The organism is Nonomuraea muscovyensis (assembly GCF_014207745.1).
Lineage (GTDB): Bacteria > Actinomycetota > Actinomycetes > Streptosporangiales > Streptosporangiaceae > Nonomuraea > Nonomuraea muscovyensis.
This window is the reverse complement of the sequence record NZ_JACHJB010000004.1, coordinates 714,322-738,949: the sequence shown is the minus strand read 5'-3', so window position 1 is coordinate 738,949 and position 24,628 is coordinate 714,322. Positions and strand designations below refer to the sequence as shown.

The following is a 24,628-nucleotide window of genomic DNA, read 5'->3' as shown; positions in this document are numbered from 1 at the left end:
GCGGTGCTTGTTCCGGTGCTCGTTCCGGTGCTCGGGTTGGGGCTCAGGGTCGGGCTCAAGGTGGGGCTCGGGCTCGGGCTGGGGTTCGGCCTGGGGTGCGTGGCGGGCTGCGGCACCGAGCGGGCGGTGGGGCCGCCCTCGCCGGTGACGTCCGCGCGGCCGCGCGTCACGGTGGCGCCCTGCGTGCTCAAGGTGGCCGACCCGCGGGCCGGCCGGGCCGCCCGGACCCGGCTGCTGCGCGACCTCGACCGCTACCTGGCCGGGCGGCCCGGCAGGGTCGTCTTCGGGGCGCACGACCTGGTGACCGGAGTCCGGCTGGGCCGCGGGGCGCACGATGGCGGCATCATCACGGCCAGCGGCGCCAAGGTGGACATCCTGGCCAGGCTGCTGCTGCTCCGCCGTACCGGTCTGAGGGCGGGGGAGCGGGAGCTGGCGTCCCGCATGATCCGGGAGAGCGACAACGCGGCGGCCGACACGCTGTGGTGGCGGGTCGGCGCGGGCGGCGGGATGAGCGACTTCTACCGCCGGGCGGCGATGCGGGAGACCACGCCGGGGCCGAGCAGGTTCTGGGGCGGCACCACCACCAGCCCGGCCGACCGGATCAGGCTGCTGACCGTGCTGGTCAGGGGCGGGGCCGGGATGAGCGCCGGCGACCGCCGTCTGGTGCTCGACCTCATGAGCCGGGTCCGGCCCGAACAGGCGTGGGGGGTCAGCGCCGCCGCCCGGCCCGGCGACCGGGTGGCGGTCAAGAACGGCTGGACGCCGCGGCCGTTCGTCCGCAACACCTGGGCGGTCACCAGCTACGGGCGGATCACCGGGCCCGGCCGGGACCTGCTGCTGTCGGTGCAGACCGACCAGCAGGCCGGCGAGGGGCAGGGCATCCAGACCATCGAGGGGCTGGCCCGGCTGATCGGCACCCGTCTCGACGGGCTGGCCCCGGTTCGCTCCCGCCCCTGCGCCGCCCGTCCCACCGCGTGACCCCACCCCTCGCGTCCGGCCCGCCCGCCTGTCCGCCCCGCCTGTCCGTCCCGCCTGTCCGTCCCGCCTGTCCGCCCCGCCCGTCCGGCCCGCCGGTCCGGCCCGAACGTGGGGCCCGGTTCCGGCGGGTCACGAGTGGGCGCGGGCCAGGACCTCCTCGGGGATGACCTTCGGCACGCCCCGCAGCCCCACCAGCGCGAACACCGCCGCCACCACCAGCAGCGCCGCCGTGACGAGCCCTGTGACGTGCACGCCCGCCACGAACGCGGCCCGCGCCGCCTGCACCAGCACCGCCGCCTGCTCCGCCGGCAGGGTCGCCGCCACCTCCATGGCCCCCGCGATCGACTCCCGCGCGGGCCCGTCGGCGGGCAGCCCGGCCGGCAGGCGCAGCCCGGAACTGTAGGCGCTGTTGAGCACCGTGCCGAGGACCGCGATGCCGAGCGCGCCCCCCAGCTCGAACGACGTCTCCGACACCGCGGCCGCCGCCCCCGCGCGCTCCTTCGGCACGGTGGCCAGCACGTTGTCGTTGTTGACGGTGAACGCGAACCCGATCCCCGCGCCGCCGACCAGCATCGCGGCGAGGATCACCAGGTAGTCGGGGTCCTGGCCGAGCGTGCTGTAGGTGAGGAACGCCCCCGCGTTCATCAGCAGGCCCAGCGCCACGACGCCGTTCCGGCCGATCACGCCGATGAGCCGGGAGGCCAGGATCCCGCCGATCGCGCCGCTCAGCCCGCCCGGCAGGCCCGCCAGCCCCGCCTGCAGCGGTGACCAGCCCAGCACGAGCTGGAAGTACCAGGCGAAGATCAGCGACATGGCCATCATGGTGAAGATGGCCAGCAGGTTGGTGCCGATGGACGCGGTGAACGCCCGCCGCCGGAAGAGCCGCATGTCGATCAGCGGCTCGGCCAGCCTGCTCTGCCGCCCCGCGAACCAGGCCAGGCAGACCACGCCGAGCACACCCGCCACCGGCACGTCCACGTGCTCGACGCCCGTGTGGGCCGCCTCCTTGACCGCGTAGATGACCGCCACCACGCCGGCGAACGACAGCGCCACGCTCAGCAGATCGATCCGGCCCGCGTCCGGGTTGCGCGACTCCGGCAGCACCAGGAGGCCGCCGACGAACACCAGCGCCATGATCGGCAGGTTGATGAGGAACACCGAGCCCCACCAGAAGTGGTCGAGCAGCAGCCCGCCGACCACCGGGCCCACGGCGAAGCCGGCGGCGCTCATCCCGCTCCAGATGCCGATCGCCGTGGTGCGCTCGCGGGCGTCGGTGAAGACGTTCCGGATGATCGACAGGGTGGACGGCATGATCGTCGCACCGGCCACGCCGAGCAGCGCACGCGCCGCGATCAGCAGCTCGGGGGTCGGCGCGTACGCGGTCACCGCCGAGGCCGCGCCGAACGCGACTGCGCCGATGAGCAGCAGCCGCTTGCGACCGATGCGGTCGCCGAGGTTGCCCATGGTGACCAGCAGGCCCGCCAGCGCGAAGCCGTACACGTCGCCGATCCAGAGCAGTTGCGTGGCGCCGGCGCCGAGATCACCGACCAAGCGCGGCAGTGCGAGGTGCAGGACGGTCAGGTCCAGGGAGAGCAGCAGGGTCGCCAGGCAGGCGATCACCAGGGAAGCCCATCGTTTCGTCATGCCGCCACCCTCGGCGACGCCGCTGACCGCCCGCCTACCGCCCGCTGACCGTCCCGCCCGCCGCCGCATCGGCCGCGCCCGCCGGCCCGTCATCCGGCCCGTCGCTCGGTCCGTCATCCGGTCCGTCGCTCGGTCCGTCACTCGGCCCGTCACCCCGGCCGTCCTTGGGGCCGCCGGCCAGGGCGCGCAGGTCGGCGACGATGCGGTGGCGGATGTCCACGGCGCTGTACCAGCCGTCGGGGCACTCCGCCAGCGCCTGCTCCAGACGCCGGCGGGCCGTGCCGGCGTCGCCGCGCCGCATCGCCACCTCGCCCAGCCCCGCATGCGCCAGCGCCATCGTCTCGCCGTGGCCCACCCGGCGCGACAGGTCGGCGGCGAGCAGGTAGTCGGCCTCCGCCCCCGCGAGGTCGTCCAGGCGCGCACGGGCGTCGCCCCGGCTGCACAGGCTCTCCGCCATGTCGGGCACCGACCCCAGCTCCTCGGCCACCGCGAACGACCGCCCGGCCAGCTCGTACGCCTCGGCGAAGCGGCCCTGGTCGAAGGCCAGCGTGCCCAGCCCCGTCAGCGCCAGTGTGGTGCCCCAGCGCTCACCCAGCTTCCCGAACGAGACGAGCGCCTGCTCGAACCCGGCCCTCGCCTCCTCGAACCGGCCCATGCCCTGCAGCACGAACGCGACGCCGGCCTGGCTGAGCGCGTCGGGCCAGGCGGGCAGCGTGCCGGCGACCTGGGCCTGCAACGCCCGGACCGCCTCGATGTCACCCGGCGGCCCCGTGAACATCGGCAGCAGCATCGAGAGGAACTCCAGGCGCGCCAGCATGTGCCCGACCGGGTGCCGCCGCTGCAGATCCGCCAGACGGTTTCGCAGCTCCGGGCTCGGCTCGCCGCCCCAGGCCGCGACGAGCACGCAGATCGCGTACTCCTCCTCCAGCCCGGCCGGCGTGTTGACGGGCGAGCCCGCCAGCAGCCTCCGCGCCAGCGCTGCGCGCGTCACCCGGTGGCCGCGCATCCACCAGTAGCAGGCGGCATGGGCGAGCAGCCGCATGCCCAGCTCGGTCCGGCCCGTCTCGGCCGCCCATCGCAGGGCCGCGTCGAGGTCGTCGTCCTCCTCGTCGAGGAGGGCCAGCCACTCCAGTTGTTCCGCCCGTCGCAGGTGCGGGTCGGCGGTCATCGCCAGGTCGAGGTAGTAGGCGGCGTGCGCCTCGCGCAGCGCCTCGCTCTCGCCCGCCTCGGCCAGCCGCTCGGCGCAGAACGCCCTGATCGTCTCCAGCATCCGGTAACGGCCGCCGGCCACCTCCACCAGCGACTTGTCCGCCAGCGCGAACAGCACCTCCTCCGGCAGCCCGCACACCCGCTCCGCCGCGCCTGGCGTGGCGCCGTCGGCGAACACGGTGAGCCGCCTGGCCAGCCGCTGCTCGTCCTCGTCGAGCAGGTCCCAGCTCCACGCGACGACCGCGCGCAGCGTCTGGTGCCGGGGGAGCGCCGTGCGGCTGCCCTTGGCCAGCAGCCGGAACCGGTCGTCCAGCCGCGCCGCCACCTCGGCCACCGTCAGCGTGCGCAGCCGGGCCGCGGCCAGCTCGATGGCCAGCGGCAGCCCGTCGAGTGCCCGGCAGACGGCCACCACCTGCGCCGCGGTGTCCTCATCGACGGCGAATCCCGGCCGCACCGCCGCCGCCCGGTCGGCGAACAGCCGCACGGCCGGGTAGTCGAGCGGGTTCGGCGCGTCGGCCGGGGGCATCCGCAGCGGCGCCACCGGCAGCAGCCGCTCGCCGGTGATGCCGAGCGCCTCGCGGCTGGTCACCAGCACCCGCAGCCGCGGGCAGGCGGCCAGCAGCAGGTCGGCCAGCTCGGCGGCGGACGCCACGACGTGCTCGCAGTTGTCGAGCACCAGCAGCAGGTCGCGCTCGGCGAGCGCGGTCACCAGCCGGGCGGCCGGATCGAGCGCGAGCCGTTCGGGGCCGGCGAGCAGGCTCTCACGGATGCCGAGCCCCGCCAGCACGGCGCCCGGCACGTCACCCCCGCCGCCTGCGTCACCCCCGCTGCCCGCGACGGGCCCGAGCTGCACGAAGCAGACGTCACCGGCGTAGCGCCCGGCCGCCTCCAGGGCCAGCCGGGTCTTGCCCGAGCCGCCGGCGCCGATGAGCGTGACGAGCCGTGCCCGCCGCAGGTGGGCGGCCACCTGCTCCAACTCCTCGTCGCGACCCACGAAGCTGGTGAGCTGGGCCCGCACCCCCGTCCGGCGCCGCGGCCGCCCACCCTCCGGCTCGCGGGCGGGGACGTCGGGGGCGGCGGTGCCCAGGGCCGGGTCGCCGCGCAGCACGGCGAGGTGGGCTGCCGCCAGTTCGGGGCCGGGGGCCAGGCCCAGTTCCTCGTCGAGCGCCCGCCGGGCCTCCTCGTACGCGCTGAGCGCCTCCGCCTGCCGGCCGCTGCCGTACAGGGCGCGCATCAGCTGGACCCGCAACCGCTCGCGCAGCGGGTGGGCCGCGGTGAGCTGCCGCAGCTCGGCCACCAGCTCGCGATGGCGGCCCAGCTCCAGGTCGGCCTGGACCCGGTCCTCCGTGGCCGCCAGCCGCCGCTCCTCCAGCCCCGCCGCCGCGGCCGCCGCGAACGGGGCGTCGGCCAGCGCCGTGCCGCGCCACATCGCCAGCGCCTCCCGCAGCAGTGTCGCGGCCAGGCGGGCGTCGCCCGCGCGCAGCGCGTGCCCGCCCTCGGCGGCCAGCCGCTCGAACCGGTGGGCGTCCACGTCGGCGGCGTCCGCGGCCAGCCGGTAGCCGGCCGGGTGGAACTCGACCCGGTCGCGGCCCAGCGCCCTGCGCAGCCGCGACACCTGCGCCTGAAGCGCGTTGGCCACGCCCTCGGGCGGCTGCTCGCCGTACAGGCCGTCGACGAGCACGTCGGACCGGACGACGCGGCCCACGTCGAGCGCCAGCAGCGTGAGGAGACCCCGCATCCGGGGGCCGCCGAGGGGGACCGGCTTCCCGTCCTCGCCCACGACCCTCGTCGGGCCAAGGATCTCGAAGCGCATACCCCGATTATCAGGCTTTCGGCAGCAAATCAGCGATCTGTCCGTACGTGGGCAGCGGCACGGGGGCTCCCTCGCCCCGTACGGCCAGCACGGCTGCCAGCGCTCCGCGCAGCGCGGCCCGGTAGGGCAGCGACCCGGTGCTGACCCTGGCCACGCCCACGGCGGCGAGCCGGCCCATGGCCGGTCCGTCCGGCTGGTGCAGTACGTTGAGCGGCAGCGGGGTGCTCGCGACCACCGCCTCGATCTCGCGCAGGCCGGTCAGGCCGGGGACGAACACGCCGTCGGCGTGCCCGTAGGCGCGCACCCGCTCCAGCGTGTCACCGGTGCGCAGCCAGCAGGTGTCGGTCCGCGCGTTGACGAACACGCCGTGGCCGAGCGCGGCCGCGATGATCCGCTGCTGCAGCCCGATGGGTCGCAGGGTGCCGTCGGGGCGGCCGTCCTCCAGGTTGACGCCCGCGACGTCCAGCGCGGCGAGGGCCGCGACGAGGTCGGACACCTCGGCGGGGTCGTCGCTGAACCCGCCCTCGATGTCGACGGTGACGAGGACGCCCAGGTCGCGCATGGCCGCGGCCAGCTCGATGGTCTCGGCCCGGGTGGCGCCGGCGGCGTCGGGCCTGCCGTACACGGCGGCCACGCCGAGGCTGGTGGTGCCGATCGCGGGGAACCCGTGGGCGGCCAGCAGCGCGGCGGAGCCGTAGTCCCAGGCGTTGGGCAGCAGCAGCGGGTCACCGGGACGGTGCAGGTCGCGGAAGGTCACGGCGCGGGGGAGCGGAGAGCCGGTCATGACACCACGCTAGGCGCGGATCGTTTCGACGGGCGGCGAAGCATGTCAGGCGGCGAGCCGCTCCGGCCGCGCGCCGGCCTCGGCGGCGGGCCCGGAAGAGGCGGGGGGCTCCAGCGCCGCGGGGTGCCTGCGCCCACCGGCGGACGCCAGCGCCATGGCGGTCAGCAGGGCGATCTCGGCCAGCACCACGCCGCGTTCGAGCAGGCCGTAGTAGGCGGCGCCGTTGATCGGCGACGAGGTGAACGACGCCGGATGCGTGATGAGGAAACCGCCCAGCGCCAGCGCCGACGTCACGCTCAGCGCCCGGACCGCGTTGCCCCACGGCAGGGACGTGTTCCGCCTGGCCAGCGTCCATCCCGCCAGGGGCAGCGCGGTGAAGACGACCGCGGCGGCCCACCGGTGGACCTCCCCTTCCAGGGTGCTGATCTGCGAGAGGCCGGGATCGGTGGGGAAGATGGCGCACAGCGCCAGACCCGCCGCGGTGGCCACCAGCAGCACCCGGGTCGCGGCGGTGCGGGCGGGCTCGCGGACCGTCAGCCCGTACGCCAGCCACAGGCACGCCCCCGCGAGCGCCAGCATGCCGATCATCACCGGCAGCATCCCGCCGGGCACCAGCGCGTAGTCGCTGAGCAGCGGCTGCTCGGGCAGCGCCACCTGCGCGTAGCCGAGCGCGGCGACCGTCACCAGCACACCGGCGACCGGACCGGCGACCATTCCGCGCGGCGGCACCGCGGCGTGCTCCGTCATCGCGTCACCTCGTCGTAGATCTGCTCGAAACGGGCGAGGGAGGTCTGGTGGTCGTGCGTCAGCGCCAGCTCGCGGCTGACCCGGCCGAGACGGGCGCGCAGCGCGTCGTCCGTCAGGATGGCGGTCAGATGCCCGGCCAGGCCCATCACGTCGCCCGGCGCGAAGAGGTAGCCGTTGCCGTCCACCAGGTGCGGCAGCGCCATCGCGTCGGCCGCCACCACGGGCAGGCCGCTGGCCATCGCCTCCAGCGTGGCGATGCTCTGCAACTCGGCGACGCCCGGCATGGCGAACACGTCGGCCGCGGCGAACGTCTGCGGCATCTCCTCGTCGGGCACGAACCCGAGGAACGACACCCGCTCGGCCACGCCGATGCGCCCGGCCAGCCGCTCCAGCTCGGCCCGCTGGTTGCCCTGGCCGACCAGCGCGACCTGCGCGTCGGTGGTGTTCAGGACGTACGGCAGGGCGCGGACGAGCTCCGTCAGGTGCTTCTCCTCGTCCAGGCGGCCGACGAACAGGATGGTGGGCCGGTCGGGCAGGCCGAACAGCCTGCGCGCCCACGCCTTCGGCTCCGCGTGCGGGCGGAACCGCGCCAGGTCGATGCCGCAGGACACCGGCTCCACCTCGCGGCCGAACCCCTGATCGCTCAGCAGCTTGGCGGCCAGCGGGGTCGGCGTGGTGATCCGGTCGGCGCGGTCGTAGATCCGCGCGAAGTCCCGCCAGGCCATCCGGCCGGCCCCGGCCCGCAGCCGCTCCGGGATGTGGCCGAACTGGAAGAGGTTGTCGGGCATGAAGTGGTTGGTGGCGACGACGGGCACCCCGCGGCGGCGGGCGGCGGCGATGGCGGCCCGGCCGACGACGAAGTGTCCCTGCGTGTGCAGCACGTCCGGGTCGATGGCGGCCACCAGCCGGTCCAGCCGGGTCGGCACGGTCACCCGCATGGTCGGGTGGACCAGGATCGGGGCGGAGCGCAGCCGGTGCACCACCACGCCGTCCACCACGTCGGCGGTGGCCGGCCCGGTGTCCGACTGGCAGACGACGTGCACGTCGTTGCCGCGCTCGGCCAGGCCGGTGGCCAGGCGGTGGGTGAAGTAGGCGGCGCCGTTCACGTCCGGCGGGTAGGTGTCGGTGGAGATCAGGACGCGGCGTGGCCGCGCCGCCACGGGGGCGAGGGCGGCGTCGGTGACGGTGCTGGTACTGATGCGGTGCAGCGGTACGGCCATGGGGAGACTCCGTTTCGCGGGTGGTCGCGGACCGGCGTGGGGAGGGCCGGCACGCTCTAGGACAGGGACAGGGACAGGGACGGGGACAGGGACGGGGACGGGGACGACTGGTGGTCCGTGGTCAGTGGCGGGCCTCCAGCGGGGAGGTCCGGGCCAGGGCGACGGTCCCGGCCGCCGTCAGCGCCGCCGCGGCGATCGGCACGACGCCCGTGGGCAGCGGCTCGCCGAGCAGCAGCGCGCCGAACGCCACCGCCGTGAGCGGGTCGGCGATCTGCAGGGCGGCGAACGACACGCCGAAGTGGCCGACGGCGTACGCCCGCTGCAGCATCATCAGCGCGAGCAGGGCGGGCACCGGCAGCGCCAGCAGGTACCACCAGTCCCAGGCGCCGTCCACCAGCACCCGGACGAGCGTGGCGGTGGCCCCGTAGAGCACGCCGGAGCTGGTCGCGAGCAGCGCGGCCCGGCCCGCCGGCGACGCCATCCGCGAGCCCGCCCACAGCAGCACCGCCGCCACCCCGGAGACGCCCAGCAGCGTCAGCACCCCGGTGGGCGCCAGCCGGGTCGGCCCGCCGGACTCCGGCACCAGCAGCACCAGCCCGACGAGTCCCATCGCCACCACGGCCGCGGCGGCCAGCTCCCGGCGGGACGGCCGGCGGCCGTGCAGCGTGGCCGCGATCGGCAGCGCGAACAGGAGACTGGCCACGCCCATGGGCTGCACGACGGTCAGCGGCCCGAGCCCGAGGGCGACGATGTGCAGGCCGCCGCCCACCAGGATGGACGCTCCGCCGATCAGCCAGCGCGGCCTGCGCAGCAGCGCGAGCAGGCCGGGCCGGGCCGCGCCCACCGCCTCGAACTGCTGCAGAGCGGCGCCGAGCGCGAAGAACAGCGAACCGACCAGCGCCACGACCGCGGCCAGCACACTCATGCCGTCTCCTCTCACAGGGATGGTCACCGGGCAGGGTCAAACGGACATGTCCACCGGCTGTCGTTCGGCGGAAGCCTGGGTGGCGCGCCGCTTCCTGACCCAGCGCACGAGCTCGACGATCCCGGTGATGGACAGCGCGATGCCGAGGCCGAGCAGCAGCCCCTTGACGGGGTCGTTCTCGAACGCCATCCCGCCGAAGAAGCCGATGAGCCCGGAGTACACGGCCCACGAGGAGGCGGCGATCGCGTCGAAGAACGTGAACGAGCGCAGCGGGTAGCGCACCGCGCCCATGGTCAGGGTGGTCGCCGTCCGCCCGCCGGGGATGTACCGGGCCACCACGAGGACCAGCCCACCCCGCTCGGCCAGCGCCCCGTGGGCCCACACGAACGCCTTGCGGTCCCGCAGCCGGGCCCCCGACTTGTTGCCGATCAGGTACGAGATGTGGTCTCCGGCGAACGCGCCGATCGCGGCGACCAGGATCACCAGGGCCAGGTTCGTGTCGCCGGACGCGGCGAACACCCCCGCGGTGATGACCGACGTCTCCGCGGGCACGATCGGGAAGAACCCGTCGAGCACCGCCAGCGCGAGGATCGCCACGTATAACCAGGGTGACGACATCGCCTGGTGCACCAGGTCGAGGATGGCGTGCGACATACGTGTACTCCGATCGTTGGGACACCCCGAAGCCTGACGGCGGGAGGTGACGTTGGACATCGGGGAAACCCCGGGTCGAACGCGGGCCCTGCCCCGAGAGGGGTCAGGGCCCGTACCCCTGGACGGTAGGAACTCCGCAGGCCACGGCACATCGGACGATCGGCACGCACCACCCCCGACTTTCGTCGGGGCCGGACCGCGACCGCCGATGACCACACCTCGATCCAACCGGCCGGCGGCTCACGAGACAGGAGTGCACGTATCCGACTTCGCGGTAGGGGTAGCCCCACCACGCCACGGGGCCTCACCCCACCGGCACGCCCGTGACCTCACTTTCGTCAGGGCCACGGCCTTACCTCCGGCAGGACCGCGCCCTCCGGCGGGCGGGGTAGCGTCGCCCCGTGAAGCACCTGCGCCGCCGGACCCGCGCCCAGTGGACCCGTGACCTCCTGCTGTGGCTCCTGCTGTCGGCCGTGATCGCCGCCATGGGGGCCGACCCGGTCACCGACGCCACGGGGTTCGCCGTGCGGACCGGGCCGCTGGTCGCGCTCGCCGGGGCGGCCGTGCTGGCCGGCCGGCCGTGGCCGCTCGCCGCGGTGCTGCTGCTGCTGCCGTTCGGGCCGTGGCGGTTCGACATGGGGCTCGCCACGTCCACACTCGTCTGGCCGGAGCACCTTCCCCACGTGAAGATCATCCCGTTCCAGCCGGTGACGTTGTTCGTCGTCTGGTACGCCTACCTCGCCGGCCGGCGGATGAGGGGCACCGGCCCGGCGCTGGCGGCGTTCGCGCTGCTCGTCGTCATCGGCGCGGGACTCGTGGTGGCGCGGGGCGCCGGCCTCGGCCTGTGGATCACCGTGACCACGGGGCTGCTGGCCGTGTACGCGGTGCCGTACCTGCTGGGGCTGCTGCGACGCCGGTTGCTGCAGCAGCGCGAGCAGGCCAGGCTGTCGGCGGCGGCCCGCGCGAGGCTGCGCGAGCGGGCCAGGATCGCCCGGGACATGCACGACTCCCTCGGCCACGACCTGGCCCTCATCGCCGTCCGCGCGGCCGGGCTGGAGATGGCGCCGGGCCTCGACCCGGCGCAGGTCAGGGCGGCGGGGGAGCTCAGGGTGGCGGCGGCCGAGGCCACCGAGCGGCTGCGCCAGATCATCGGCCTGCTCCGCGATGACGACGAGGCCGGCGCCGACGCGGACGCCGGGCCGCCGCTGGCCCCCGTCGGGGAGGACGTGGCCGCCCTCGTCGAGCGGGCCCGCGCGTCCGGCATGCCGGTCACGCTGCGCCGGGACCCCTCCGTACCGGCGCCCGCGCTGGCGCGGGCGGTGGTGCAGGAGGGCCTGACGAACGCGGCCAAGCACGCGCCCGGCGCGCCCGTCACCGTCCTGCTCTCGCCGCGCCGGGTGGTCGTGCGCAACGGCCCGCCCCGCTCCCGCCCGGCAGCCGTGCCGGGCGGCCTCGGCCTCACCGGCCTGGACGAGCGCGTACGGCTGGCGGGCGGCACGATGACCGCCGGCCCCAGCGGCGACGGCTACGAGCTGGCCGTCGAGCTCCCCTGAGAGTTCGCCGAAGCTCCCCTGCACGGGGGAGGAGGTTCCCCTCCGGGCGGGAGGGATCGCGGCGCCCCGCGGACGAGCGTGGAGGCATGACTCGCACGACACCGTCCATCGGCCGCGTCACCGCCGCGATCGTGGCGATCGCCGCCATGTTGCCCTACCTCACGCTCAAGATCCTCTGGATGGCCGGCAATCCGCTGGGCCTCGATCAGGCGTTCGTGGCCGACCCGACCGTGGTCGCACTCAACGCGATGACGTTCGGCATGGACGCCGTGGGACTGGTCATGGCCCTGGGGTTCATCATGCGGTGGGGGATGCGCCTGCCCGCCTGGCTCGTGCTGCTGCCCCTGTGGGTCGGCACCGGCCTGCTGTCCGTCGTGGTGGCCACGACGCCGCTGAGCGTGCTCGTCGAGGGCGCGGACGTCCTGCCCGCCGCCGGGCCGATCCAGCCGTGGGTGTTCGCGGTGGTGTACAGCGGGTTCGTGGCGCAGGGCGTCGGGCTGATGGTCTCCTTCGCGCTCTACGCCCGCGACCGCTGGCCGCACGTGTTCACCACCGCCGTGACCGACCGGCCCGTCACCCTCACCACGCCGTTCCAGATCGTGGTCGCGAGGGGCGCGCTGCTGGTGACCCTGCTGCTCGGCGGCATCCGGCTCGCCTGGGCGTTCGGCGTCACCGCCGGGCTGCCCGGCGGCATGGCCGACGCCTACTCGCCGTCGTCGGCGTTCCAGGACGGGCTCAAGGGCCTGCTCGCCATCGGCGCCGGCGCGGCCCTGGTGGCCATGGTCACCGGCACGGGCCGCACGGCGTTCTGGAAGCCGCTGGTGGTGGCGTGGCTGGGCGCGGGCGCGATGTTCGGCTGGGGCCTGTACGCGATGATCGTCACCGCGGCCGGCGGGCCGCTCGGCGGGAACGCGCCCGGCGTGCTCGGCGTGGTGCAGCTGTTCGAGACGCTGACGGGCCTGGTGATGGGGATGTGCGGGGCGTTCCTGCTGGCCGAACGGTCGCGCCCGGCCGCCGGCGGATCAGGCGGGCGTCACGTGCAGGCGGCCCAGCACCCGCTTGAAGGCGAGGATCGAGAAGGCGATCGCGCACCCGCTGATCACGGCCACCGCTGACGTCCTCAGCAGCATGAACGTGCCCAGCGACTCGTGCAGCGCGAGCCAGATGCTCACCGTCGAGTTCGCCAGCAGCACGAAGGCCCACAGCAGGGTGATCCGCGCGAAGAAGCGGCGCATCCGCTCGTGCTTGAGCACCGCCGACGGCAGATGGATGTAGTCGAGCGTCAGCTTCTGCACGAGCGGCCGGTTCAGCCGCACCGACGCCAGGAACGCCATGCTGATGCAGATCGTGCCCAGCTCCGGCTGGATGAAGTAGACCACCCAGCTCCCCGTCCAGAACCCCACCAGCGCCCGGATCGTCACCGCGATCGCCGCCAGGAACATCGTGGCCGGCACCCGGACACCTCTGACCAGCCGCCAGGCCACCCCGAGGTAGACCCACGAGACGGCCGCGATGAGCGCCCCGGTCAACCCCAGCACCGCCAGGGCCGCGTAGAACACCGCGAGCGGCGCCACCACTCCTTCGAGCAGCCGGGGGATCGCCTGGCGGGCGAGAGAGGTGAGGCGTGGCAGGGTTACCGCAGGATGGTTCAAGGCTGCTCCGCAGATAGGCCGGACGGCCGTCGACTCCCGGCGCCTACCCGCGTTTCGGGCGGTCAGGCCTGCCGGGCGACCGGGTCGGGGTTACTCCGTGCTTACCCCGGCGCACCCCGAGGGCGGCGCGCCGGTGGCTTACGGTACCCGCCCGCCCGGGATGCCACTGCGTCTTTTGCCACGTTCCGGTCCCAGGACCACCCGTCCGGGTGGTGTCCGGGTCACCCGCCCAGGGAGGCGGTGGCCAGCTTGGCGCCGAACCCGACGAACAGAGCCCCCACCCCCGAGGTGAGACCCGCGCTCAGCCGGCGGCGCGCCCTGAACTGCCTGGCCAGGAACGTCCCGCCGAAGATCAGCGCCGTCAGGTAGAGGAAGCTGAACACCTGGATGATCGCGCCCAGGATGAGGAACGACAGCGCGGGCGTGGCGTAGCCCGGGTCCACGAACTGGATGAAGAACGAGACGAAGAACAGGATCGCCTTCGGGTTGAGCAGGCTGATCGTCAGCGCCTTGCCGAACGGCCGGGACCTGCGGGTCCCCACGGCGTCCGGCTGCGGCCCATCGGTCTCGGACGACGGGGCGGACGCGCTGCGCCAGGCCCGAAAGGCGCCCCGGATCATCTGGAACCCGATCCACGCCAGATAGCCGGCCCCCGCGTACTTCACGATCGTGAACAGCACCGGGTTGGAGCGCAGCAGCGAGGCGGCGCCCGCGGCGGCCAGCGCCATCAGCACCGTGTCGCCCACGAACACGCCGGCCGCCGCCCGGTAGCCCTGCCGGACCCCCTGCCGCGCGGCCAGGCTCAGGACGTACAGGGAGTTGGGGCCGGGCAGCAGGATGATGAAGAACGCCCCGACGACGTACGTCCAGATGTCGGTGATCCCGAAGAACACGCCCTACCTCCCCACACAGATGGCGACATGTCACGTTATCTCGCGGCGGGGCCGCCGGCGCAAACCCCCGCGGTTTGACGGAGTGAGTCAGATTTGGGTCTTGTCCGTAGGCAGACATCCGCCTACGCTCACGCTTGCTCGTTAGTTAAGTTTCCTAATAAACGAGGAGACGCCCCCGTGCCCCGACTCGCCCCCCTCGCCGCCGCGGCCGCGTTCGCCGCCGCCTGCCTGCACACACCCCTCGCCCAGGCCGCCACCCCGCAGCCGGTCCAGGAGCCGGCCGCCCAGGAACAGGCCGTCCAGCAGGCCGTCACGCCCGTCCAGGCCAACGGTCAGCTCCGCGTCTGCGGCCTGCGGCTGTGCAACCAGAACGGCAAGCAGATCCAGCTCCGCGGCATGAGCTCGCACGGCCTGCAGTGGTACCACCAGTGCCTCAACACGGCTTCCCTGGACGCCCTGGCGAACGACTGGCGCGCCGACGTCCTGCGCATCTCCATGTACATCCAGGAAGGCGGCTACGAGACGAACCCGCGCCTGTTCACCGACCGGGTGCACAACCTGATCGAGCAGGCCACCGCCCGCGGCATGTACGCGATCGTCGACTGGCACATGCTCACCCCCGGCGACCCCAACGTCAACCTGTCGCGGGCCAGGACGTTCTTCACCGAGATCGCCCGGCGGCACAACGGCAAGAACAACGTCCTCTACGAGATCGCCAACGAGCCCAACGGCGTCTCCTGGTCGGCGATCAGGAACTACGCCCACCAGATCATCCCGACCATCAGGCAGCACGACCCCGACGCCCCCGTCCTCGTGGGCACCCGCGCCTGGTCGTCGCTGGGCGTGTCCGACGGCGCCACCGAGAGCGAGGTCGTCAACAACCCGGTCAACGCCGCCAACATCATGTACACCTTCCACTTCTACGCGGCCACGCACGACGGCCCGTATCTCGACACCCTGCGCCGGGCCGCCGACCGCATCCCCGTGTTCGTGACGGAGTTCGGCACCCAGACCGCCTCCGGCGACGGCGCGAACAACTTCGCCCGGTCGCAGCAGTACCTCGACCTCATGGCCCAGAAGAAGATCAGCTGGGTCAACTGGAACTTCTCCGACGACCACCGCTCCGGCGCCGTCTTCACCACCGGCACCTGCCCCGGCGGGCCGTTCGCCGGCACCTCCCGGCTCAAGCCGGCCGGCGTCTGGGTCCGCGACCGGATCCGCACCCCCGACGACTTCTGAGCCCCGGCCCGCGGATTTGGGCCTTCACCGCGGCACGCTTCGTCTTCACTCTCGGTTCAGGCGCGTGTCAAACCCCCGACTCGCGCGCCTGAGGAGGACCTGGTGAAACGCCGATTAGTCATCCTGCTGGCCGTCCTGGGACTGGTCTGCCTGACCGGCGCGACCGGCGCGGGAGCCGCTGCCGAGCCGCCGCCGAACAGGCAGTACCGCGTTCAGGGGCCGGCCGACGCCAAGCAGCGCAGCGCGGTGGCCGCGACCGGCGCGGCGATCGACGAGGTGACGAAGGACTCGGTCCTCGTCACCGCCACGGAAGCCGAGGTCGCCGCGATCGCGAAGCTCGGCTACCGGGTCGCGGAGGTGCCGCGCCCGTTACTCCCGTCCGGTGCCGGGATCGCTGACTTCCCGCCGTCGGACTCCGGCTACCACAACTACGCGGAGATGAACGCGAACATCAACGCGCTCGTCGCCGCCCGGCCGAACATCGCCAGCAAGTTCGTCTACGGCACCTCGCACGAGGGCCGGCAACTCGTCGGCGTCAAGATCAGCGACAACGTCGGCACCGACGAGGCCGAGCCGGAGGTGCTCTTCACCGCCCACCAGCACGCCCGCGAGCACCTCACGGTCGAGATGGCGCTGTACATCATGCACCTGCTCGCCGACAACTACGGCACCGACGCCCGGATCACCGACCTGGTGAACACCAGGGAGATCTGGATCATGCCGGACCTGAACCCGGACGGCGGCGAGTACGACATCGCGACCGGCTCCTACCGTTCGTGGCGCAAGAACCGCCAGCCGAACAGCGGCTCCTCGGCCGTCGGCACCGACATGAACCGCAACTGGGCCTACCAGTGGGGCTGCTGCGGCGGCTCCTCGGGCTCGCCCTCCAGTGACACCTACCGAGGCGCCTCCGCGGAGTCGGCGCCCGAGGTCAAGGCCGTGGCCGACTGGGTGCGCGGCCGCGTCGTCGGCGGCGTCCAGCAGCTCAGGGCGCACATCGACTGGCACACCTACAGCGAGCTGATCCTGTGGCCGTACGGCTACACCTACAACGACACCGCGCCCGGACTGACCCAGGACGACCGCGACGCGCACGCCGTCCTGGGCCAGAACATGGCCGGCACCAACGACTACACCCCCGAGCAGGCCAGCGACCTCTACATCACCGACGGCACCATCGACGACTGGCTGTGGGGCGCGCACAAGATCTTCAGCTTCACCTTCGAGATGTACCCGAGGGGCGCCAGCCCCGGCTTCTACCCGCCGGACGAGCAGATCGTCCCGCAGACCACCCGCAACCGGGAGGCGGTGCTCCGCTTCCTGGAGTACGCCGACTGCGTCTATCGGATCATCGGCAAGGAGGCGCAGTACTGCGGCACCGGCAACCCGCCCGAGACCGTCTACTCCGACACCTTCGAGTCCGACACCGGCTGGACCGCGAACCCGGGCGGCACCGACACCGCCACCGCCGGGCAATGGGAGCGCGGCGACCCCGAGGCCACCACCTCGTCGGGGGCCAAGCAGCTCGGCACCACGGTCAGCGGCAGCAACGACCTGGTGACCGGCCGCCTCGCCGGGGCCTCGGCCGGTGTCCACGACATCGACGGCGGCGTCACCTCGATCCAGTCGCCGCCGATCACGCTGCCCGCCGGCGGCACCCTGTCCCTGTCCCTGTCCGCCTACCTCGCGCACGGCTCCAACTCCTCCAGCGCCGACTACCTGCGGGTCAGGGTCGTCGGCGGCACCACGACGACCGTGCTCCAGCAGGCCGGCGCGGCCACCAACCGCAACGGCGCCTGGGCCGTCACCACGGCGAACATCTCCGCCCACGCGGGCCAGACGGTCCGCATCGTCGTCGACGCGGCGGACGCGTCCGGCGCCTCCCTGGTGGAGGCGGGCATCGACGACGTCCGCATCACCCGCACACCCTGACAGCCGGCACCAGGGCGCCCCGCCTCGCCGGCGGGGCGCCGACGGCAGGTGACATTCCCGTTTCTTTGGGTCTTGTAAGGGCCGGCTGTCAAGGCTACGATCGCGACAACTCTTAGGAAACTTTCCTATAAGAAGCCGCGGCGTGACCGTGCCGTACGGCTTCGCGCTCTCACCCCCCGGCGCGAGCCGTACGGCACACCCCTTGAGCACACCCCTTGAGCACAGCCCTTGAGCACAGCCGACCCCCCAGACCCCAGGGAACGCCATGAGACCCCGTCGCCTGTTTCTCGCCTTACTGGCCGCCCTCGCCATGTTCGCCACCGTGCTCGTCACCGGACTGGCCACCACCGCCCCCGCCGCCGCGCACGGCGCCGTGACGGTCGCCGCCCCGCAGTGGCAGCCCAACACCGCCTACACCGCCGGCACCCGCGTCACCTACAACGGCCAGGACTACGAGTGCATCCAGTCGCACACCTCCCTGACCGGCTGGGAACCGCCCAACGTGCCCGCCCTGTGGAAGGCGGTCAGCGGCGGCGGCGACCCGGGAGCGCCCTCCGCCCCCGGCGCCCCCAACGTCACCGGCACCACCAACACCTCGATCAGCCTGTCATGGGGCGCCTCGACCGGCACCGTCACCGGCTACCGCGTCTACGAGGGATCCACGGTCCGCGCCACGGTCGGCGGCACCTCGGCGACGATCGGCTCGCTGGGCACCTGCACCACGCACACCTACACGGTCAAGGCCTACAACTCCGCCGGTGAGTCGCCGGCCAGCGCCTCCGCGACCGGCACCACCAACGGCTGCACCGGCGGAGGCGGCAAGATGGCCGGCGCCCCCTACCTCTACATGGGCTGGGGCAACCCGCCCGCCCCCGCCACGGTCATGAACGCCACCGGCGTCAAGTCGTTCACCATGGCCTTCATCCTGTCGAGCGGCGGCTGCACCCCCGCCTGGGACGGCCAGCGCCCGCTGACCGGCGGCGCCGACGCCCAGGCCATCTCGGCCATCAAGGCCGCCGGCGGCAACGTGCAGATCTCCTTCGGCGGCTGGCAGGGCAACAAGCTCGGCCCCAACTGCTCCACCCCGCAGGCCTTCGCCGGCGCCGTCCAGCAGGTCATCAACGCCGTCGGTCCCGCGGTGGTCGACTTCGACATCGAGAACACCGACGAGTTCGAGAACTACACCGTCCAGGACCGCATCCTCAACGGCCTCAAGATCGTCAAGCAGAACAACCCCGGCGTGAAGGTGGTCGTCACCTTCGGCACCACCAGGACCGGCCCCAACGCGCACGGCATCCGCCTGATCAACCAGTCGAAGGCGCTCGGCGTCCCGATCGACAACTACACGATCATGCCGTTCGACTTCGGCAGCTCCAACATCTACCAGGACACCGTCAACGCCTCCGAGGGCCTGAAGAACGCGCTGAAGAACGCCTTCGGCTGGAGCGACGCCCAGGCGTACGCGAAGATGGGCATCTCCGGCATGAACGGCCTGTCCGACCAGCAGGAACTCACCACCCCCGCCACCTGGACACAGATCCGCGACTGGGCCAGGAGCAAGGGCCTGACCAGGCTGGCCTACTGGGCCGTCAACCGCGACCGCCCCTGCCCCGGCGGCGGCGTCGTCTCCAACTGCAGCGGCATCTCCCAGAGCGAGTGGGAGTTCACCCGCATCACCGCGGGCTTCTGACCCCCTCCCCGACGGGGCGGGCCGCCGACCGCACCGGTGGCCCGCCCCGCCGCGAAAGGACACCCCCCATGAAGCTACGAGGACTCGCGGCGGCGGCCGCGATCGCCTTGGGCCTCACCGCCCTCCACGCCGCCCCCGCCTCCGCCGCGAACATCCTGGCCAACCCCGGCTTCGAAACCGGCCTCGACGCCTGGACCTGCACCGGCCAGGCCACCACCGTGACCTCACCCGTGCACGGCGGCGCCCGGGCGCTCCAGGCCACGCCGGCCGGCAACGACCTCGCCCGCTGCGCGCAGACCCTGACCGTCCAGCCCGGCACCACCTACCAGCTCTCCGCCTGGGTGCGCGGCGGCCACGTCTTCCTCGGCGCCACCGGCACCGGAGTCGATGCCAGCACGTGGGCCACCCCCGGCGCCCAGTGGACCCGGCTCACCACCTCCTTCACCACCCCCGCCGGCACCCGCCAGGTCACCGTCCACGTCAACGGCTGGTACGGCCAGCCCGCCTACCTGGCCGACGACGTCGTGCTCGACGGCCCCGGCGGCGCCCCCGACACCCGGCCCCCGACCGTCCCCGCGAACGTGTCGGCCGGCAACCCCACCGGCACGAGCCTCACCGTCACCTGGGCCGCCTCCACCGACGACACCGCCGTCACCCGCTACGAGGTCTCCCGCGACGACGCCGCCCCGGTCGCCGTCACCGGCACCACCCACACCGCCACCGGCCTGACCCCGGACACCGCCTACGGCTTCCGCGTGCGCGCCTGCGACGCCGCCGGCAACTGCTCCGCCTACAGCCCACCAGCCCAGGGCCGGACCGCCGGCGACACCACCCCGCCGCCCACCGGCGAGATCAGGTACGCCCCGTACATCGACATCACCATGCCGAGCCCCTCGCTGACCGGCGCCGCGGCCGCCACGGGCGTGAAGAACTACACCCTGGCCTTCGTCCTCGGCGACAGCACCGGCTGCAACCCCGCCTGGGGCGGCACCATCCCGCTCGCCGACTCCCGCATCATCGGCGACGTCAAGGCCCTGCAGGCCCAGGGCGGCCAGGTCGTCGTCGCCAGCGGCGGCGCCATGGGCCCCTACCTGGAGCACACCTGCGCGAGCAGCGCCGCGCTGCTCGCCGCGTACAAGAAGGTGCTCGACACCGTCGGCACCGACCACCTCGACGTCGACGTCGAGGCGTCCATCGACATCGCCAAGGTCAACACCGCGCTCAAGCAGCTCCAGGCCGAACGCGGCACCGTCGTCAGCTACACCCTGCGGGTGCAGGGCCAGGACTACGGCGTGGACCCGTTCTCCCTGCAGATCCTCCAGGACGCCGCGGCCCGCGGCCTCGACGTCGTCGTCAACCCGATGCTCATGAACTTCGGATACACCGGAAACTGGGGCGAGGCCATGATCGCGGCGGCCCAGGCGACCCTGAACCAGATGCGGACCGTCTGGCCCGCCAAATCCGACGCCCAGCTCAGGAGGATGCTCGGAGTCACCCCGATGATCGGCCGCAACGACACCGGCATGACCACGACCCAGGCCGACGCCCGCAAGCTGCGCGACTGGGCCAACGCCCAGCACATCGGCTTCGTCGGCTTCTGGTCCACCGGCCGCGACAACGGCGGCTGCCCCGGCGGCACGCTCTCACCGACGTGCAGCGGCGTCGCCCAGTCCCCCTACGAGTTCACCGGCATCTTCAAGGGGTTCACCGGGTGAGGCTCACGTCGTCGGGATGAGCTGGGTCGGCTTCACCGGCAGGCCCGGCCCCGGCGGCCGATACGTCGGCAGCGCCTCCCCGTACTCGTGCATCCACGGATGGTCCAGCAGCAGCCGCATCCGCCCCCCGGCCCGAGGCGGCTCCGCCTCGACCGGGACGGGTGCGGCCCGGTCCACCGCCAGCTTGGCCACCGCGTCCGCCACCAGCCGCGCGTCCGGCGGCGCCAGATCGCACCGGTCGTCCGGACCGATCAGCAGCTCCACGTCCGGGGGCAGCGGGTAGATCGGCCGCGGGATCGCCAGCACCCTCGGCGAGGGCGCCATCGGCAGCCCCTCGCCGACCGCGTCCAGCAGCACCGAGCGCGCTGAGCGCCCGCTCAGCACCCCGTCCGCGAGCGGCCAGCACCACCTGCCGACGTTCGTCCCGTCCTCACCGCAGGCGTGCAGGCACAGGTACGGCACCAGCGGCACCCCGTTCACCGGCCCCTGCCGCACCCACCCGTCGCCACAACCGGCCAGCACCAGCAGCGCCAGCATGGCCCGGTAGGCCGTGTCGGAGTGCGACGTCTCCAGCCGGCCCGGCACGATCACGCACCGCCCGCCGGTCCGCCCGGCCGTCGTCCCCAGCTCCCGCGCGATCTTCACCGTGCGCGCCGCCGGCACCCCCGTGAACGCCTCCTGCCAGGCCGGCGTGTACGGCTCGGACCGATCGTCGTAGCCGTCCGGCCAGGAGCCCGGCAGCCCCGCGCGGGCCACCCCGTACACCGCCAGCAGCAGGTCGAACACCGTCGTCGCGAGCTGCTCGCCGTCCCGCACCACCGGCACCCCGCGCCGCAGCACCCCCGGCCCGTCGTCGAAGCGCGGCAGCAGCACCTCCACCGCCTCACCGCCGTACACGCTCAACCCGTCCGCCGGCTCGCCCAGCCCGCCGCCCGCCACGAACGCGCCCCCGCGCTCCCGCAGGCGCACCAGGAACGGCAGGTCCGTGCGCTCCATCGCGTGCGCGGCGAACGCCGGCCGGTCGAGATAGAACTCCTTCAGCAGCACGTGCCCCATCGCCATCGCCAGCGCCCCGTCGGTGCCCGGCCGGACCACCAGCGTCTCGTCGGACAGCCTCGTCGGGTGCGGCCCGATGGCCACCACCTTCTGCCCCTTGTACCGCCCGGCGATCACCCACGGCGTCTCGGGGGAGCGGGCCAGCCGGTTGTTCTCGCCCCACAGCATCACGTGCGCGGCCCTGGCCCAGTCGTCGCCCTGCGGTCCGCGAAAGCCCCGGCCCAGCATCTGCTCCGGAGCGCTCGGCTGCTCCGTCAGCACCGCGCCGCCCAGCCCGCCCACCACCCCGGCCAGCGACGAGGTGGACAGCGCCGCCACGTGCCCGGCGCCGTGCTCGGCGACCGTGTGGACGAGGGCGGCGGCGGTCAGCTCCGCGGCCGTGCCGTCGTCCAGCGGCACCCGCCGCCCGCCGCGCGCCTGGCGGTACACCTCAGAGTTTCCTGTGAGTTTCGCCCAGGCCGCCACCGGGTCACGAAGCCCGTCTTTCACCTCAAAGTAGAGTCTGACCAGTGCCTGGTTGACCTGCGATCCCCCCATGGAAAGAGTTCAGCACAGACGGTCATGGTCTATCGCGGTACGACCCGCCATGTCGGGGATAAGAATCGTACGCGGTACGTCAGGTCAAGTGGCAGGACCCAGGGGAGTACGGCAGGCTAGATGCCGCCATGGAATACGCAGTTCTCACGGGGATCGTCCTCGTCGCCGGAATCATGCTCGCCCTCGTCGCCCAGTGGCGCGACTGGCGGCCATCCCTCCTCGTCGCGGTGCTCGTGGGGGTGGTCGTCCGTGTCCTGCTGCTGTTCACCGCGGCGGACGACGCCTGGCAACCGGTCGACTACGTCGAGAGCTTCAAACCGGCGGGCGTGGCCATCCTCAACGGCCAGGACCCGGTGCTGGCCAGCGAGGGCGGCTGGCACTTCCTGCCGATGATCCCCTACGTGTACGGGATCCTGCTGTGGACCGGCCTGCCGTGGGAGTACGCCGGCCGCCTCGTCACCGTGGTCGCCGACATCGCGCTGATCCCGCTGGTCGCCAAGCTGGCCGGAGGACCGAGGGCCACGCTGCGCGCCCTGCAGTACGCGCTCAGCCCGCTCGCCCTCCTCGTCGCCTCCATCCACGGCCAGGTCGAACCCGTGGCCCTCGTCTTCGGCGTGGCGGCCTTCGTCGTCGCGCGCGGCCCCGGCTCGCCGCAGCGCGCCGGCATGACGACCGACGTCGTCGCCCGGGTGCGGCACGGCATGACCGCCTACGGCTGGCGCGCCTCGCTCCAGCGGATCGCCGGCCCCGGCGGCATGCTCGCCCGGGCGCTGCGCCCCGGCCCCGACGACCGCGCCCACCTCAAGCGCGCCGCCCTGGCCGGCCTGCTGATGGGCCTCGCGCTCAGCGCCAAGAGCTGGCCCATCTGGCTCGTCCCCGGCATGCTGCTGCTCCTGCCCAACCTGCGGGCCCGGATCGCCGCCCTGTTCGCCACCGGCGCCGTGCCGCTGTTCTTCCTGGTCACGCTCCCCGTCTTCGCGGGCACCTCGTTCAGCCAGATCCCCGAGGTCATCGACACCATCCGCGACATCCGGCCGATCGTCGGCGAATGGGGCTGGACCCCGCACCTCACCGGCGGCGACTGGGCGCTGATCCCCTGGGCGGCCAAACTCGGCACCTACCTCATCTACGCCTGCGTGCTGGGCTGCATCTGGGCGTGGCGGCGGGCCGACCCGATCGACATGACCACGGCCATCCTGCTCGCCTTCATGGTCGTCACACCACGGCTCGGCGCCCAGTACCTGCTGTGGTTCATGCCGTTCCTCATCGCCCGGCCGACCCGCTTCGCCTGGCCGGCGATCATCGGGGTGTCGTTCTGGGCGGCCTACGGCTACCTCTACATGACCCAGTTCGACGTCAACACCTGGTGGGAGCTGCACTCCTACTGGTCGCGGGCGTCGATCGTGCTGCTGCCGATCCTCGCCCTCGCCATGCCGTGGGCCCGCCGCGTCGCGACGGGCCCGCTGGACGGCCTGGCCGCCGACGTGACGGGCAGGCCGCGCGTCACGTCAGCGGCATAGCCGTTCCCCCAACACCACCCACTGGTCGGGGTGGACGAACGCCACCACGGCGTCGCGGGGGATCCCCGCGGCGGCCAACGCCGCGTCCACACCGTCGTACCTGGTCCGCAGCGAGGCGCGCAGCGTGCCGCCCACCCCGCCGAACCCCAGCTCGACCAGCTCCCGATAGGCGCGCCCGGCGTGCACCAAGGGCTCCGGGCGCCGGTCGATCCGCAGGATCGCCGAGTCGACCGACGGCACCGGCCGGAAACTGTGCCGGCCGACCCGGTCGCCCAGCCGCCAGCGGAACCACGGCCACGACCGCACCGTCACCAGGCTCCAGCGCCCGTAGTCGCCCGACCGCTTGCGGGCGTACTCGAGCTGCGTGAGCAGCGTCGCCGAGGTGAGGGCCGGCGCACCGAGGCACCAGTCCACGATCCTGGACGTGGCCGAGTAGGGGATGTTGCCGACGACCGCGAACGGCTCACGCGGTGGCTGGGCGGCCGCGAAGTCGCCCCTGACCACGTCGATCCGGGGATCGTCGCGGGTCCGCGCGGCGAGCCGGCCGGCCAGCCGCGGATCTATCTCGTAACCGACGACCCGAGCCCCGGCCTCCGCCAGGGCTCGGGTCAGCACGCCCTCGCCGGAGCCGGGCTCCAGCACGAGCCCTTCGGGGGCGGCGGCCTTGACCACCAGCTCCAGGGCGTTCCTGTCCACCAGGAAGTTCTGCGACAGCGTGCGCCTCGCCCGATCCGCGGGCGTGCGACCGCCGCCGCTCCTGACGGCCTTGTTCTGCTTGTGTGAATGATTTCCGTGCGCGAAGTCTTTCGCCACAGCTGCAGCCCTTTCGGGTCCTCGAGATCAAAGGGGTCTCGGAGGGCCCTGGGC

General features: G+C 73.4%; 19 protein-coding genes. 8 read left to right on the top strand and 11 right to left on the bottom strand.

Annotated features, from left to right (window positions below; all coding sequences use genetic code 11):
- Positions 1 to 3: 3 nt before the first annotated feature.
- Positions 4 to 978, top strand: a complete 975-nt coding sequence (locus FHU36_RS46100; RefSeq protein WP_185089502.1) for a serine hydrolase — start codon at positions 4 to 6, stop codon at positions 976 to 978.
- 129 nt (positions 979 to 1,107) lie between these two features.
- Here FHU36_RS46100 and FHU36_RS41155 read toward each other — a convergent pair whose 3' ends face one another.
- From FHU36_RS41155 to FHU36_RS41125, 7 genes are all read right to left on the bottom strand, one after another.
- Positions 1,108 to 2,622, bottom strand: coding sequence for an MFS transporter (locus FHU36_RS41155; protein WP_185089501.1), 1,515 nt, complete (start codon positions 2,620 to 2,622; stop codon positions 1,108 to 1,110).
- A 34-nt stretch (positions 2,623 to 2,656) separates the two neighbouring features.
- The gene (locus FHU36_RS41150) at positions 2,657 to 5,644 is read right to left on the bottom strand and encodes an AfsR/SARP family transcriptional regulator (RefSeq protein ID WP_185089500.1); all 2,988 of its coding nucleotides are present in this window, start codon (positions 5,642 to 5,644) and stop codon (positions 2,657 to 2,659) included.
- Positions 5,645 to 5,654: 10 nt separating this feature from the next.
- Positions 5,655 to 6,428: an isocitrate lyase/PEP mutase family protein gene (locus FHU36_RS41145; protein ID WP_185089499.1), complete on the bottom strand. Its 774-nt coding sequence runs from the start codon at positions 6,426 to 6,428 to the stop codon at positions 5,655 to 5,657.
- Between the two features lie 45 nt (positions 6,429 to 6,473).
- Positions 6,474 to 7,175, bottom strand: coding sequence for a DUF998 domain-containing protein (locus FHU36_RS41140; protein WP_185089498.1), 702 nt, complete (start codon positions 7,173 to 7,175; stop codon positions 6,474 to 6,476).
- The gene (locus FHU36_RS41135; protein ID WP_185089497.1) at positions 7,172 to 8,395 is read right to left on the bottom strand and encodes a glycosyltransferase; all 1,224 of its coding nucleotides are present in this window, start codon (positions 8,393 to 8,395) and stop codon (positions 7,172 to 7,174) included. Before FHU36_RS41135 ends, FHU36_RS41140 begins: the two co-directional genes overlap by 4 nt.
- 121 nt (positions 8,396 to 8,516) lie before the next feature.
- On the bottom strand, positions 8,517 to 9,320 hold the full coding sequence (locus FHU36_RS41130) for a DMT family transporter (RefSeq protein WP_221497309.1): 804 nt from the start codon (positions 9,318 to 9,320) through the stop codon (positions 8,517 to 8,519).
- A gap of 36 nt (positions 9,321 to 9,356) precedes the next feature.
- The gene (locus tag FHU36_RS41125; protein ID WP_185089496.1) at positions 9,357 to 9,974 is read right to left on the bottom strand and encodes a DedA family protein; all 618 of its coding nucleotides are present in this window, start codon (positions 9,972 to 9,974) and stop codon (positions 9,357 to 9,359) included.
- Between the two features lie 401 nt (positions 9,975 to 10,375).
- Here FHU36_RS41125 and FHU36_RS41120 point away from each other — a divergent pair, with 401 nt between their 5' ends.
- Together FHU36_RS41120 and FHU36_RS41115 are read left to right on the top strand one after the other, a co-directional pair.
- Positions 10,376 to 11,527, top strand: a complete 1,152-nt coding sequence (locus tag FHU36_RS41120; RefSeq protein ID WP_312892191.1) for a sensor histidine kinase — start codon at positions 10,376 to 10,378, stop codon at positions 11,525 to 11,527.
- 86 nt (positions 11,528 to 11,613) lie between these two features.
- Complete coding sequence (locus FHU36_RS41115; RefSeq protein WP_185089495.1) at positions 11,614 to 12,642, top strand: hypothetical protein; 1,029 nt, start codon at positions 11,614 to 11,616, stop codon at positions 12,640 to 12,642.
- Here the strand turns inward: FHU36_RS41115 and FHU36_RS41110 are convergent.
- Entirely contained in the window at positions 12,550 to 13,179 is a 630-nt protein-coding gene (locus tag FHU36_RS41110) for a VC0807 family protein (protein WP_185089494.1), read from the bottom strand. The two genes, FHU36_RS41115 and FHU36_RS41110, sit on opposite strands and share 93 nt — an antisense overlap.
- A 221-nt stretch (positions 13,180 to 13,400) precedes the next feature.
- Positions 13,401 to 14,072 (bottom strand): leucine efflux protein LeuE, encoded by a 672-nt coding sequence (gene leuE, locus FHU36_RS41105; RefSeq protein WP_185089493.1) that lies wholly within the window; start codon positions 14,070 to 14,072, stop codon positions 13,401 to 13,403.
- 177 nt (positions 14,073 to 14,249) lie between these two features.
- On the opposite strand from leuE, the gene FHU36_RS41100 reads away from it, so the two are divergent.
- From FHU36_RS41100 to FHU36_RS41085, 4 genes are all read left to right on the top strand, one after another.
- Complete coding sequence (locus tag FHU36_RS41100; RefSeq protein ID WP_312892190.1) at positions 14,250 to 15,311, top strand: glycoside hydrolase family 5 protein; 1,062 nt, start codon at positions 14,250 to 14,252, stop codon at positions 15,309 to 15,311.
- Positions 15,312 to 15,413: 102 nt separating this feature from the next.
- Positions 15,414 to 17,243: a M14 family metallopeptidase gene (locus tag FHU36_RS41095; RefSeq protein WP_185089492.1), complete on the top strand. Its 1,830-nt coding sequence runs from the start codon at positions 15,414 to 15,416 to the stop codon at positions 17,241 to 17,243.
- A gap of 265 nt (positions 17,244 to 17,508) precedes the next feature.
- Entirely contained in the window at positions 17,509 to 18,933 is a 1,425-nt protein-coding gene (locus FHU36_RS41090; protein ID WP_185089491.1) for a carbohydrate-binding protein, read from the top strand.
- A gap of 68 nt (positions 18,934 to 19,001) precedes the next feature.
- A complete protein-coding gene (locus tag FHU36_RS41085; protein WP_185089490.1) occupies positions 19,002 to 20,648 on the top strand; it encodes a carbohydrate binding domain-containing protein in 1,647 nt (548 codons plus the stop codon).
- Positions 20,649 to 20,651: 3 nt separating this feature from the next.
- Here the strand turns inward: FHU36_RS41085 and FHU36_RS41080 are convergent, their stop codons facing one another.
- Complete coding sequence (locus FHU36_RS41080) at positions 20,652 to 22,133, bottom strand: molybdopterin-dependent oxidoreductase (RefSeq protein WP_185089489.1); 1,482 nt, start codon at positions 22,131 to 22,133, stop codon at positions 20,652 to 20,654.
- A 236-nt stretch (positions 22,134 to 22,369) separates the two neighbouring features.
- Between FHU36_RS41080 and FHU36_RS41075 the strand changes: the two genes are divergently transcribed.
- Positions 22,370 to 23,761: a hypothetical protein gene (locus tag FHU36_RS41075; RefSeq protein ID WP_185089488.1), complete on the top strand. Its 1,392-nt coding sequence runs from the start codon at positions 22,370 to 22,372 to the stop codon at positions 23,759 to 23,761.
- On the opposite strand, the gene erm is transcribed toward FHU36_RS41075, so the two are convergent.
- Entirely contained in the window at positions 23,750 to 24,574 is an 825-nt protein-coding gene (gene erm, locus FHU36_RS41070) for an ErmE/ErmH/ErmO/ErmR family 23S rRNA (adenine(2058)-N(6))-methyltransferase (protein ID WP_185089487.1), read from the bottom strand. The genes FHU36_RS41075 and erm overlap by 12 nt on opposite strands.
- Positions 24,575 to 24,628: the final 54 nt, after the last annotated feature.